Origin of the sequence: Microbacterium sp. SORGH_AS_0862 (genome assembly GCF_030818795.1) — a bacterium.
Taxonomy (GTDB): Bacteria; Actinomycetota; Actinomycetes; order Actinomycetales; family Microbacteriaceae; genus Microbacterium.
Window position 1 is genome coordinate 1,442,251 of sequence record NZ_JAUTAY010000001.1, and the last position, 13,159, is coordinate 1,455,409.

General features: G+C 68.9%; 11 protein-coding genes and 1 pseudogene. 2 read left to right on the forward strand and 10 right to left on the reverse strand.

The window, feature by feature from the left end:
* Positions 1-64: 64 nt before the first annotated feature.
* The 4 genes and pseudogenes from QE377_RS06730 to dnaK all read right to left on the reverse strand — a co-directional run bounded on the left by QE377_RS06730 (position 65) and on the right by dnaK (position 4,049).
* Complete coding sequence (locus QE377_RS06730; protein ID WP_307320963.1) at positions 65-508, reverse strand: heat shock protein transcriptional repressor HspR; 444 nt, start codon at positions 506-508, stop codon at positions 65-67.
* 82 nt (positions 509-590) lie between these two features.
* The gene (locus QE377_RS06735) at positions 591-1,583 is read right to left on the reverse strand and encodes a DnaJ C-terminal domain-containing protein (protein ID WP_307320966.1); all 993 of its coding nucleotides are present in this window, start codon (positions 1,581-1,583) and stop codon (positions 591-593) included.
* Between the two features lie 9 nt (positions 1,584-1,592).
* On the reverse strand, positions 1,593-2,165 hold the full coding sequence (locus tag QE377_RS06740) for a nucleotide exchange factor GrpE (protein WP_137418619.1): 573 nt from the start codon (positions 2,163-2,165) through the stop codon (positions 1,593-1,595).
* An 11-nt stretch (positions 2,166-2,176) separates the two neighbouring features.
* Positions 2,177-4,049 (reverse strand): annotated as a pseudogene (gene dnaK / locus QE377_RS06745) (molecular chaperone DnaK).
* Positions 4,050-4,311: 262 nt separating this feature from the next.
* Between dnaK and QE377_RS06750 the strand changes: the two are divergent.
* Positions 4,312-5,673, forward strand: coding sequence for an MFS transporter (locus QE377_RS06750; RefSeq protein ID WP_307320971.1), 1,362 nt, complete (start codon positions 4,312-4,314; stop codon positions 5,671-5,673).
* A gap of 122 nt (positions 5,674-5,795) precedes the next feature.
* Here QE377_RS06750 and QE377_RS06755 read toward each other — a convergent pair whose 3' ends face one another.
* The 5 genes from QE377_RS06755 to QE377_RS06775 all read right to left on the reverse strand — a co-directional run bounded on the left by QE377_RS06755 (position 5,796) and on the right by QE377_RS06775 (position 10,282).
* Complete coding sequence (locus QE377_RS06755) at positions 5,796-6,431, reverse strand: NADPH-dependent F420 reductase (RefSeq protein ID WP_307320975.1); 636 nt, start codon at positions 6,429-6,431, stop codon at positions 5,796-5,798.
* 38 nt (positions 6,432-6,469) lie between these two features.
* On the reverse strand, positions 6,470-6,928 hold the full coding sequence (locus tag QE377_RS06760) for a GNAT family N-acetyltransferase (RefSeq protein WP_307320977.1): 459 nt from the start codon (positions 6,926-6,928) through the stop codon (positions 6,470-6,472).
* Positions 6,925-8,598 (reverse strand): BCCT family transporter, encoded by a 1,674-nt coding sequence (locus QE377_RS06765; protein ID WP_307320980.1) that lies wholly within the window; start codon positions 8,596-8,598, stop codon positions 6,925-6,927. The genes QE377_RS06760 and QE377_RS06765 overlap by 4 nt, the downstream gene beginning before the upstream one ends.
* 73 nt (positions 8,599-8,671) lie before the next feature.
* Positions 8,672-9,853: an ATP-binding protein gene (locus tag QE377_RS06770; protein ID WP_307320984.1), complete on the reverse strand. Its 1,182-nt coding sequence runs from the start codon at positions 9,851-9,853 to the stop codon at positions 8,672-8,674.
* A gap of 42 nt (positions 9,854-9,895) precedes the next feature.
* Complete coding sequence (locus QE377_RS06775; protein WP_307320986.1) at positions 9,896-10,282, reverse strand: hypothetical protein; 387 nt, start codon at positions 10,280-10,282, stop codon at positions 9,896-9,898.
* 41 nt (positions 10,283-10,323) lie between these two features.
* On the opposite strand from QE377_RS06775, the gene QE377_RS06780 reads away from it, so the two are divergent.
* Positions 10,324-12,510 (forward strand): bifunctional lysylphosphatidylglycerol flippase/synthetase MprF, encoded by a 2,187-nt coding sequence (locus tag QE377_RS06780; protein WP_307320988.1) that lies wholly within the window; start codon positions 10,324-10,326, stop codon positions 12,508-12,510.
* Between the two features lie 6 nt (positions 12,511-12,516).
* On the opposite strand, the gene dcd is transcribed toward QE377_RS06780, so the two are convergent.
* The gene (dcd, locus tag QE377_RS06785; protein WP_137418612.1) at positions 12,517-13,122 is read right to left on the reverse strand and encodes a dCTP deaminase; all 606 of its coding nucleotides are present in this window, start codon (positions 13,120-13,122) and stop codon (positions 12,517-12,519) included.
* Positions 13,123-13,159: the final 37 nt, after the last annotated feature.

The window sequence follows — 13,159 nt, forward strand, 5'->3', positions numbered from 1 at the left end:
ACCTTACTAAACCCGGGCTGACGCATGCAAAGACATCGCCCATCGGCGTGCCCTCGAGGCGGACTCAGTCCGCGGGAGGGAGCTCGCGCCGGGGTCTCCAGACCACGATCTCGGTGGAGCGACGCACGCGCGTGCCTGAGCGCAGTGGGACCACGGAGCCCGAGGGCCCGGCGGCGAACACGCGCGCTCCGGGCCGACGATCGAGCTCAGCGCGCATCGCGTTCTCGAGGTCGCGCACGCGGCCGTGAAGCTCCCGTACGCGGTTCTCGAGCTCGATGATGCGGGCGATGGCGGGCAGGCTCATGCCGTCCGCCGACAGGCGCGACACCTCGCGCAGCTGTTCGATGTGACGCACCGAGTACCGGCGCGAGCCGCCCTTCGTGCGTCCGGGCACGACCAGTCCCAGCCGGTCGTACTGCCGCAGGGTCTGCGGGTGCATGCCGGCGAGTTCCGCGGCCGTCGCGATTGCGAACACCGGCGCCTCGTCGTCGATCTCGTTCTCGTCCATCCCGCTCACCTCCTTGCCCCGATCGTCTCGTCGTCCGCAGGTGCCGCATCCGTCTTCGGATGCGGCACCTGCGGATCATTCGTCAGTTGCGCGCCTTGGCCATCAGCTCGGCGCGCGGGTTCTCCTTGGGCTCGAGCTCCTGGAAGCGTTCGAGCGCCTCCTTGGCCGCATCGTCGAGGTGGGCGGGAACCGCCACCTGCACCTCGGCGAGCAGATCGCCCGTGCCCTTCTGCGTGTGGACGCCGCGCCCCTTGACCCGAAGGACCCGGCCCGACGGCGTGCCGGGAGCGACGCGCAGGCGCACCGGGTCGCCACCCAGGGTGGGGACCTCGATCGTCGCGCCGAGCACGGCCTCGGTGAACGTGATCGGGACGGTCAGGCGCAGGTTGAGCCCGTCGCGCGCGAAGACCGGATGCGGACGCACCGAGACCTGCACGACGATGTCGCCGGCCTCGCCGCCGTCGGGCGAGGGACGCCCGCGGCCGCGGAGTCGGATCTTCTGTCCGTCGGCGACACCGGCGGGGATCTTCACCTTGAACGGCTTGCCGTCCTCGCCCTGGAGCGTGATGGTCTCGCCGCCCACGGCCGTCGCGAAATCGAGCGTCGTGCGTGCCGTGACGTCGGCACCCTTGGTGGGTCCACCGAAGCCGCGGTAGCCGCCCGAGGTCTGACCGAAGCGGCCCGATCCGAACGAACTCGATCCGCCCCGGTCGAACATCGTGAAGAAGTCCTCGAAGCCACCCGCGTCGAACTGGCTGCCACCGCGGCCCTGGCCGAAGCGCGAGAACACGTCCTCGAAGCCGCCCGCGCCCGCGCCGCCCGCGGTGAAGCGGGCGCCGGAGCCCATGGCGCGCATCTGGTCGTACTCCTCACGCTGCTCCTTGTCGCTGAGCACGGAGTACGCCTCACTGATCTCCTTGAAGCGCGCCTCGGCCGCCGCATCCCCGGGGTTCGAATCCGGATGGTACTGGCGGGCGAGCTTGCGGTACGTCTTCTTCAGATCGGCATCGGAGACGTCCTTCGCGACGCCGAGCACCGCGTAGAAGTCCTTGTCGAACCAGTCTTGACTGGCCACGTTCTCCTCCTAGTCCGCCGGCACGGCGACCACGACCTTCGCGGGGCGCAGCTCGACGGAGCCGAGTCGGTAACCGACCTCGACCACCTCGAGGATCGTCGCCTCGGTCTGACCGGGTGTCGGCTGCTGGAAGATCGCCTCGTGCTGCTGCGGGTCGAACGCCTCGCCGGCCGCACCGTAGGTGACCAGGCCCATGCGCTCGGCGACGCCGCGCAGCTTCTCGGCGATCGCCGCGAACGGGGTGCCCTCGGCGAGATCGCCGTGCTTGGCAGCACGATCGAGATCGTCGAGCACGGGCAGCAGGTTCTTGGCGACCGAGCCCTTCGCGCGCTCGATTTCCACCTCCCGCTGCTCCTCGGTGCGACGCCGGTAGTTGGCGTACTCCGCCTGCAGGCGCTTGAGATCTCCCAGCAGATCGGGGTCCTCCGCAGCCGCATCCGCGTTCTGCTCGGCACCCAGGATGTCGTCGACCGTCAGCTCCGGCTCCTGCGAAGCGGGGTCGGAGGCGTGCGCCTCCGACCCCTCCTCGCCGGGCCGAACCTCGTCGCCGTCGTCCGGCTGTTCGAAGTTCTTGTCCGTCATGGTCGTATCTCTTACTTCTTCTCGTCCTCGTCATCGACGACCTCGGCGTCGATGACGTCCTCCTCGGGGTTCGGCGTGGTGCCGCTGCCCGGATCGGTGGCGGACGGGTCGGCGGGCTGACCCTCAGCCTGTGCGGCCTGGTACAGGGCCTCGCCCAGCTGGCTCTGGCTCTGGTTGAGCTTGTCGAACGCGGTCTTGACCGCGTCGTCGTCCTCACCGGCGAGCGCCGCCTTCAGCGCGTCGACGTCGGCCTGCACGGAGTCCTTGACCTCGGCGGGCAGCTTGTCGGCGTTCTCGGAGATCAGCTTGTCGACGGAGTACGAGAGGGTCTCGGCCTGGTTGCGGGTCTCAGCCGACTCGCGCCGCTTCTTGTCCTCTGCGGCGTGCTCCTCGGCCTCACGCACCATCCGCTCGATGTCCTCCTTGGGCAGCGACGAGCCGCCCGTGATGGTCATCGACTGCTCCTTGCCGGTGCCCTTGTCCTTCGCCGAGACGTGGACGATGCCGTTCGCGTCGATGTCGAAGGTGACCTCGACCTGCGGGATGCCGCGAGGAGCGGGAGCGATACCGGTCAGCTCGAACGTGCCGAGCGGCTTGTTGTCGCGGGTGAACTCGCGCTCGCCCCTGGAAGACCTGGATCGCGACCGACGGCTGGTTGTCGTCGGCGGTCGTGAAGGTCTCGCTGCGCTTGGTCGGGATGGCCGTGTTGCGCTCGATGAGCTTGGTCATGATGCCGCCCTTGGTCTCGATGCCGAGGCTCAGGGGGGTCACGTCGATGAGCAGCACATCCTTGCGCTCACCCTTGAGCACACCGGCCTGCAGGGCGGCGCCGACGGCGACGACCTCGTCCGGGTTGACACCCTTGTTGGGCTCCTTGCCACCGGTGAGCTTCTTGACGAGCTCGGTCACCTGCGGCATGCGGGTCGAACCACCGACCAGCACGACGTGGTCGATGTCGTCGACCTTGATGCCGGCCTCGCGGATGACGTCGTCGAAGGGCTTCTTCGTACGGTCGAGGAGGTCCTTGGTGAGGTCCTCGAACTTGGCGCGCGAGAGCGTCTCGCTCAGCGACACGGGGCCCGAGTCGGTCAGCGAGAGGTAGGGGAGGTTGATGGAGGTCGAGGTCGAGCTCGACAGCTCCTTCTTCGCCTGCTCCGCGGCCTCCTTGAGGCGCTGCAGCGCGATCTTGTCGCCGGAGACGTCGACACCCGTCGTGTCCTTGAACTGCTTGATGAGGTAGTCCACGACGCGCTGGTCCCAGTCGTCACCACCGAGTCGGTTGTCACCGGCGGTGGAGCGCACCTGGATGGTCGAGAAGTCGTCGTCCTTGCCCACCTCGAGGAGGGACACGTCGAAGGTTCCGCCACCGAGGTCGAAGACGAGGATGAGCTCGTCCTCCTTGCCGCGGTCGAGGCCGTAGGCCAGAGCTGCAGCGGTGGGCTCGTTGATGATGCGCAGGACGTTCAGACCCGCGATCTCGCCGGCTTCCTTCGTCGCCTGGCGCTCGGCGTCGTTGAAGTACGCCGGAACGGTGATGACCGCATCCGTGACGCTGTCACCGAGGTACTGCTCGGCGTCGCGCTTGAGCTTCTGGAGGATGCGGGCCGAGATCTCCTGCGGCGTGTACTGCTTGCCGTCGATCGCCTGCGTCTTCCAGTCGGTGCCCATGTGGCGCTTGACCGAGGTGAGCGTACGGTCGACGTTCGTGACGGCCTGACGCTTGGCGGTCTCACCCACCAGAACCTCGCCGTCCTTGGTGAAAGCGACGACGGACGGGGTGGTGCGGAAGCCTTCGGCGTTCGCGATGACCTTCGGCTCGCCGCCCTCGAGGACGCTGACGACGGAGTTCGTCGTACCGAGGTCGATACCTACTGCACGGGGCATGTGTTTCCCTCTCCCTTTGCAAGGACCCTCGCGAGATGCGACGGCCCGATGTGTGTGAAATCTGCTCGCCGACTCAGGTTGAGCCGCGATGACTCAAGGATAGACACATCGAACCTGAGCGTCAAGTGAACTTGATATGAATGCGCTCAACTTTGTTCCTCAGGGATGCGGACGGCAGCGGTTACGCTGAGCGCACCGCGACGACGCGGGCCGGCGCATCCGCGGCACCGGCTGTTCACCGAGAGGTCCTACCGTGCCCGACATGTCCGACAAGCCTGTCCCGGCCGCCGCGGAAGTCGCGGCGGCGATCGTCGCCGCCACTCCCGCCCCCGAACGAACCCGCCGCGGACCTGTGATCGCCTGGGGACTGTGGGACTGGGGATCGGCGGCGTTCAACGCGGTCGCCACGACCTTCGTGTTCACGGTGTACCTCACCAGCAGCTCGTTCGGAAGCACGGCCGAGACCTCGGCGGCCATGTCGTTCGCCCTCGCCGCGGCCGGGATCGTCGTGCTCCTCACGGCTCCGGTGACCGGTCAGCGCTCCGACGTGTCGGCGCACCGCAAGCGCTGGCTCGCCATCAACACGGCCGTGGTCGTGCTGATGCTCGCTCTCATGTCGCTCGTCGCGCCCGACCCGGCGTATCTCTGGCTGGGTCTGGTGCTGCTCGCGATCGGCACGGTGTTCTTCGAGCTCGCATCCGTCAACTACAACGCGATGCTCGCCCAGGTCTCGACGCCGACCACCGTCGGCAAGGTGTCCGGTTTCGGCTGGGGCATGGGCTACCTCGGCGGCATCGTGCTGCTGCTCATCGTCTACTTCGGCTTCATCAACCCTGAGGTCGGGCTGTTCGGCGTGACGAGCGCGGACGGCTGGGCCGTGCGCGTATCGATGATCGTCGCCGCGGTGTGGTTCGGGCTGTCCGCGATCCCCGTGCTGATCGCCGTGCCCGAGAACACCCTCCTGCGTCCGATCGAGACAGAGCGGGTCGGGTTCTTCGCGTCGTACGCGCTGCTGTTCCGCAACATCGCCAAGCTGTGGCGGGAGAGCCGCCACACGGTGTACTTCCTGTTCTCCAGCGCCGTGTTCCGCGATGGGCTGACGGGCGTCTTCACGTACGGCGGCGTGCTGGCGGCGGGCACCTTCGGCTTCAGCCCGGGCGAGGTCATCATCTTCGCCATCGCGGCGAACGTGGTCGCCGGTCTCGCGACCATCCTGTCGGGACCCCTCGACGACCGCTTCGGCCCGAAGCCGCTGATCGTCGTGGCGCTGATCGGACTCATCGTGAGCGGCTCGTGCATCTTCATCTTCCACACCGGCGGCGCGGGCATGTTCTGGGTGTTCGGCCTGATCCTGTGTCTGTTCGTCGGGCCGGCGCAGTCCGCATCCCGCACCTTCCTCGCCCGACTCATCCCGCCCGGGCGCGAGGGCGAGGTCTTCGGCCTCTACGCCACGACCGGTCGCGCGGCGGTGTTCCTGGCGCCCAGCGCGTTCGGACTGTTCGTGGTCATCGGCGGCGAGCAGTTCTGGGGGATCCTCGGCATCGTGCTGGTGCTGGCCATCGGCCTCGCGATGCTCATCCCGGTGCGCGCCGCATCCCGCCGCTCCGCCGACTCATCTTCGTAACCCCCCTCGTACCCCCACCCCAGAGACCGCGAGACTGCATCTCCGTCACGAGATCACGGGTAAATCCAGTGATCTCGTGCGAAAGATGCAGTCTCGCGGTGAGTGGGAGGGCGGGATGCAGGTCAGCGGGTGGCGCGGGCGAGGTTGGCGCGCAGCTCGTCGGCGTTCTGACGCACGACGTAGGCGGGCTGGTCGCGCTCGACGCGCCAGCTCTCGGCGAGGGGCCCTACCGTAACGGTGTCGTAGCCGAACTCGTCGTAGAGGGCCGCGATGAAGGCGAGGCCCTCGTCCGTGTCGGCCGCGGTCGCCAGCGCCCGGCGGTTCTCGGTGCCCGCGCGGGTGCCGTCGGTGTTGATCTGGGCGGCCATGATGTGGTTGAAGCCCTTCACGACGGTGGATTCGGGCAGCCGCTCCTGCAGCATCTCGCTCGTCGTGGTCTGCTTGTCCTCGAGCGCCTGGATGCGGCCGTCCCGCTCCCAGTAGTAGTTGTTCGTGTCGACGACGATCTTGCCGGCGAGCTCCGCGACCGGCAGCTGATCGATGGCCTTCAGCGGCACCGTGACCACGGCCCACTCACCGAAGGCGGCCGCATCCGCTGCCGTGGCGGCGTGCGCCTTCGGACCGAGTTCCGCGACGAGGTCTGCGAGCGTCTCCGGCCCGCGCGAGTTGGCGATCGCCACCTCGTATCCCCGGTCGACGAGGCCCTTCGCGAGGGCCGATCCGATGTGTCCTGCTCCGATGATTCCGACGCGTGTCATGCTGAAGCACAACGCCGACGGATGCAGCGCATTCCCGCTCAGTCGGCGATCCGCCGCATCGGCACGTGGGGGATGCCGTCCTCGTGGAAGCGCTCGCCGTCGACGGCGAACCCGAAGCGCGCGTACCAGGGCGCGAGGTGCTCCTGCGCGTCGAGCACGATCGCCGCGCCGGGCCAGCGCTCCCCCGCGCGCAGCACGGCACGCGTCATGAGCTCGGCAGCGACGCCCCGCCCGCGCGCGGCCTCGGCCGTCGCCACGCGACCGATGCGTGCGCGACCCGTGTCCTCGTCGTGCAGCAGGCGGAGGGTCGCAACGATCTCACCCTCCTGCTCGGCCCAGAACAGTTCCGCATCCGGCTCGAGGTCGCGTCCGTCGAGCTCGGGGTACGCAGCGGCCTGCTCCACCACGAACACCGCGACGCGCAGCCACATCAGCCGATACAGGGTCTCGGCGGGGACGTCCGAGAGACGGGCGAAGCGGTACGAGAGCTGTGTCACTCCTTCACGTTAGTGCGGGGGCGCCGCATCCAGGCGGGCATGCGCAGCCCGCCCTCGTTCTCCTGCTCGACCTCGAGGCCGTAATGGTCGCCGATCTGCTCGAGCAGCTGCGCGCGCTGCGCCCGGTCGTACACCCGTCTCTCGCGCTGGAAGGCGACGATCGTCGCCCAGCACATCAGGAGCATCACGACGCTGAACGGCAGCGCGATGAGGATGGCGGCGGACTGGAGCGCCGTGAGACCGCCGGCGATCAGCAGCGCGATGGCGAGCACCGCGGTGGCGAGGGTGAAGAACACGCGCACCCAGCGCTTCGGCTCGGGGTTGCCGCCGGTCGCGAGCATCGCCATGACGAGGGCTCCCGAGTCCGCAGAGGTGACGAAGAAGATGGCGATCAGCACGATCGCACCGATCGTCAGCACCGGAGTGCCGGGCAGGAACTCGAACAGGCGGAACAAGGCGCCCTGCAGATCGACCTCGCCGTCGGTGAGCATCGAGCCCGGGTTGTGCAGCTCCTGGTACAGGCCCGACCCGCCGAGCACGGCGAACCACAGGATGCCGACGAGGGTGGGCACCAGCAGCACGCCCATCACGAACTGACGCACCGTGCGGCCGCGGCTGACACGCGCGATGAAGACACCCACGAACGGAGCCCACGCGATCCACCAGCCCCAATAGAACGAGGTCCACGCCGCCTGCCATTCCTCGCCCGCGGTTCCCTGGAACGCGCTCACCGTGAAGCTGAGTCCGATGTAGTTCTGCAGGTAGGCGCCGATCGACTGCACCCACTCGCGCAGGAGGTACTCCGTCTGCCCGAACACGAGGACGAACACGAGCAGAACCGCGGCGAGGATGAGGTTCGCGCTCGAGAGCCACTTCATGCCCTTGGCGACGCCGGAGAGCACCGAGAAGAGCACGAAGACGGTGATGACGGCGATGATCAGCACGTTCATGAGGGTGTCGGGCTCGGGCAGGCCCGCCGCCTGCAGGCCGGAACCGATCTGCAGCACTCCGAGACCGAGCGACGTCGCGACTCCGAAGATCGTGCCGCACAGCGCGATCGCGTCGATGGCGTTTCCCCACCCGCCGCGCACGCGGCGCCCGAGCAGAGGCTCCAGCGCCCAGCGGATGGAGATGGGGCGCCCGCGGCGGTGGATCGCGTACGCGAGGGCGAGTCCGACGACGACGTAGATCGCCCAGGCCTGCACACCCCAGTGCAGGTAGGTCTGGGTGAGCGCGCCCTGCGCGAGCTGCTCAGGTGTTCCGGTGACACCGGGGCGGGGATCGACGTAGTGGCTGAGCGGCTCGCTCACCCCGTAGAACACGAGGCCGATGCCCATCCCGGCCGCGAACAGCAGCGAGAACCAGGCGCCGAGCGAGAACTCGGGCTCGTCGGTGTCCTTGCCCAGCTTGATGTCGCCGAAGCGGCTGAAGCCCATGAACAGCGCGAACGCGACGAAGAATGCCGCGATCAGCACGTAGTACCAGTTGAAGGTGTTGACGATGCCGGTCTGGATGGTGCCGAAGAACACCTCCGCCGCGTTCGGGAAGATGATCGCGAAGGCGGCGGCGACCAGGACGACGGATGCGGCGGGCCAGAAGACCCACCGGGCGATTCCTCGAGTGGGCGCGGATGCGGGCGGGTTGGCCGATTCGGGTGCGGTGCTCACCACCTCACCGTAGTCAGGTCGCGCGAGAGGCCCCGTCGCCTCTTGTGCGGCGCAGCGCCGCGGGGTAATGGCCGCGTCAGCCGCCGGATGCGGGCAGCTCGAACCACGCGGTGGTGCCGCCGCCCTCGCGCGGCTGGATGCCGATCGAACCGCCGTGCGCCTGCACGATGCGACGGCAGGTGGACAGCCCGATGCCGGTGCCCTCGACCTCTGTGTTCGCCCGCACGAGCGGGTCGAAGACGCGCTCGACGTCGTCGGGGTCGATGCCGGGTCCGCGATCGCCGACCTCGATGCGCCATCCCTCCGGCGTGCGCTGTGCGCGCAGGTCGACCCGAGGATCCTTCCCGCCGAACTTCAGCGCGTTGGAGACGAGGTTCTGCAGCATCGCGCGCAACTGGGTGGCATCGCCCGCCACGAGGGGGAGTTCGCCGATCGTGACGCGCGGGTCGTCGTCGGCGACGCCCAGGTCGGCGCGCACGTCGCGCGCGAGCGCGCCGAGGTCGGTGGGGGCGAGGTTCAGCACGCCGCCGAGACGCGCGAAGGCGAGGATGTCGCGGATCATCTCCTGCATGCGGGACGTGCCGCGGATGCCGGTCGCGACCCACTTCTCCACGGACGGGGGAACCTTCAGCTCCTCCTCGAACTGCTCCTGCAGCAGGTGCAAGGACATCGTGACGGACGTGAGGGGCCCGGCGAGGTCGTGGCTGATCTGGCCTGCGAAGGCGGACAGGTGATCGTTCGAGCGACGCAGCTCGTCGCGCAGGTCCTCCGCCCGCTGCAGCACGGTGTGGAGGTAGCGGGTGCGGCGCTCCAGCTCGAGGATGTCGACGATCCGCGCGGCGAGCACGGCCAGCAGCGCCGTGCGGTGCTCGTCGATCTCTCGCGGCACGGTGTCGAACACACACAGCGTGCCGATGGTCTCCCCCGCGAGCACGAGCGGATGGTTCGCATAGAAGCGGACGTTGCCGAGGTCGCCCGTGACGAACGGGTTGGTTCGGTAGCGCGGATCCTGGCTGGCGTCGGCGACGGCGACGGGCTGGCCGAGGTGCAGGTTGAGGGCGCACATCGAGTCCTCGCGGCGGCAGATGGCCGCGTCGAACCCGACGGCCGCGAGCTGATGCTGCGCGTCGTCGGTGATGATGTTGATCGTCGCCATCGGGACCTCGGCGACGAAGGCGGCGAGTTCCACGACCGAGCGCAGCGCATCGGGAGGGTTGCCCAGCACCTCGTACTCCGAGATCACTTCCTGCACAGTCATCGTGGTGTCTCCCGGCCCCCGTGGTCGCATTCTCGATCCAGGTTAGGGCTCCGGCCGGCGCCGTGGCGCGAAGGAGGCCGAAAGGTCCTCCTGCGACAATGACGACATGTCGACAGCTCCACCCGCATCCACTTCGGAGTCGCCACTGGGCAGGATGCGGGGCATCGCTGCGATGGTGGCGGCGTGGCTGCGCCGGCATCCGTTCACGACCGGGCTTCTACTCGTGATGCTGGTGACGAGCGTGGCGCAGATCGTCATCACCTCTCCCCCGGATGCGGACACCGGGCTGCTTCCGCCGTGGAACGACTCGTTCGACGACTTCCGCTGGTGGTCGGCCATCACGCCCATGTTCGTCACGGGCTCCGTGCCCGAGCTGCTCACGACGCTGGTCCTGGCGGTCGTCGTGGTGGGCCAGGCGGAACGGGTCATGGGTACGGGCGCGGGCGGCGATCGCCTACGTCGCCGGCGGGGTGCTCGTCACCTCGGTGTCGATCGCGGTCGGGCTGCTGGAGGAGCGCTTCCTCGCGTTCCTGCCGCTCAACGACGTCTTCTTCTTCACGCTGACCCCGCTCGCCGCGATCGTGTGCACGGCGATGGCGGCCAGCTGCTTCATCGGTGCGCTCTGGCGACGGCGGGTGCGCCTCGCATCCCTTCTCGCCGTGTGCGTGCTCTTCCTCTACCGCGGCGACGCCGACAGCCTCTTCATCCTCGTGGCGCTGCCGGTCGGACTCGGCGTGGGCTTCCTCCTCGGCGGCCGGCGGGCGCGGACCCTCGTCGTGCGCAGCTCACATCACGAGATCCGCGTGCTGCTCGCGTCCCTCGTGGCGGTGGGCGGCATCGGACCCGTCATCGCGACGTGGTTCGGATCGGGCACCGGCCTGCTGTCGTTTTACGGATTCCTGAGCATCGACCCCGTCGTCGTGGTCGACGGCACGACGTGCGCGTTCGGCTCCGCGGTCGACTGTCCTTCCGAGTACACGACGGCGGCCGAGGTGTTCCCGGCGGCGGGCTGGATCGCGCTGCTGCCGATGATCATCGCGCTGATCGCGGCCTGGGGCATCCTCCGCGGCCGGCGCGCTGCGCTGTGGATCGCGGTCGTGCTCAACGCGGCGGTGTTCGGCTGGATCCTCGTGCAGTGGATAACGCTGCAGCCCGAGACGGTCGCCGACATCGCCGCGTATCAGGGGACGGATGCGGAGACGTACGTCTGGCAGACGATCTCGGGCGCGCTGCTGGCCGCCGTCGCACCGCTCGGCACGACGATCGCGCTGCTGGTGCTGCGCCGGCACCTCCGCGTGACGTCGAGCCCCGCGGCGCGGCGGCGTTACCTCGTGGTACTGGGAACCGCGACACTGCTCACCGCGCTCGTCGCGACCGCGGGACAGGTGCTCACCCGCCAGGGCCATGACCCGGTGATCGATCTGGGCGACATCCTGCTCGCTCTGCCGCTGCGCTTCATCCCTCCGACGCTGCTGCCGCCCGACGTGGTCTCGTTCGTGCCGGAGACCCTCGAGGCCCGCATCTTCTGGTACCTGCCGCCCGCGATCTTCTGGGCCGGGGCGGTGCTCGCGACGGCGTGCCTGATCTTCGCTCCGGCGGCCGTGGGCGAGCGCAACGACCGCATCCGGGCGCGCGAGCTGCTGCGCGCGGGCGGCGGGGACTCGTTCAGCTTCATGTCGACCTGGCCCGGCAACTCCTACTGGTTCTCGCCCGACGGCACCGCCGCGATCGCGTATCAGGTGCACCACAACGTCGCCGTCACCGTCGGCGGTCCGTTCGGCCCGGCGTTCGCCGACGTGCGGGTGTTCGAGCAGTTCGCGGCGTTCTGCGGCGACAACGGCTGGCAGCCGGTGTTCTACAGCGTGAGCGACGGGCCCAGCGCCGAGCTCGCGTCGCGGGGCTGGTACCGGCTGCGGATCGCCGAGGAGGCGCTGCTCGACGCGCGGGACTGGACCCCGGCGGGCAAGAAGCGGCAGGACATCCGCACGGCGACGAACAAGGCGGCGCGCGAGGGCGTCACGGCGGTGTGGACGCGATGGGCCGATCTCAGCATCGCGCAGCACCTCCAGCTGCGCACCCTGTCGGAGTCGTGGCTGGCCGACAAGGAGCTCCCGGAGATGGAGTTCACGCTCGGCGGGCTCGACCAGGTCGACGATCCGGATGTGCGGCTCATGCTGGCCATCGCCGAAGACGGCCGCATCGAGGCGATCACGAGCTGGCTGCCTCTTTATGGGCCCGATGGGCTCCGCGGTTATGTGCTCGATGTGATGCGGCGGCGGCACGAGGCGTTCAACGGCGTGATGGAGTTCGTGATCGGGGCGGTCGTCGTGCAGCTGAAGGAGGAGGGGCTGGAGACGCTGAGCCTGTCGGGGGCGCCCCTCGCGTATACGGCGGAGGCCGGAGCGGAGTCGGATGCCGTGCAGCGCATGCTCGATCTCGCGGGTTCGCTGCTGGAGCCGGGCTACGGGTTCCGTTCGCTGCACAGCTTCAAGCGCAAGTTCCAGCCGGACTTCTCGCCCGTCTGGCTCGTCGTCGCCGATTCGGCGGCGCTGCCGGCGACGGGTCTCGCGCTCGTGCGGTGCTACCTGCCTCAGCTCACCCTGCGTCAGGCCGCGCGCATGGCGGCGACGCTCGGCCGCGACCGCGCGCGAGGCTGAACCGGGTCAGCTGCCGGCGGCTCCCGCATCCGTGATGCCCACGTCGGTGACGTGGAAGTTGCGCGAGGAGCGAGATGCGGTGGGTCCGCGCTGGCCCTGGTAGCGGTTGCCGTAGGGACCGGAGCCGTAGGCGTTCTCGGCGGGGGAGCTGAGGCGGAAGAAGCAGAGCTGGCCGATCTTCATGCCGGGCCACAGCTTGATCGGCAGGGTCGCGACGTTCGACAGTTCGAGGGTCACGTGACCGGTGAAGCCGGGGTCGATGAAGCCGGCCGTCGAGTGGGTCAGCAGGCCGAGGCGGCCGAGCGACGACTTGCCCTCGAGGCGGGCGGCGACGTCGTCGGGCAGCGTGACGCGCTCGAAGGTGGCGCCAAGAGCGAACTCGCCCGGATGCAGGATGAACGGCTCGTCGGGGCGCACCTCGATCAGCCGGGTGAGCTCGGGCTGGTCTTCGGCCGGGTCGATGAAGGGGTACTTGTGGTTGTCGAACAGGCGGAAGTACCTGTCGAGGCGCACGTCGACGCTGGAGGGCTGCACCATCTGAGGATCGGAGGGCTCCAGCCCGATGCGTCCGTCGGCCAGTTCCTGCTTGATGTCGCGATCCGAGAGCAGCACCCGCCCAGCCTAGCGAGCAATGCCCTTTGCTATGCTG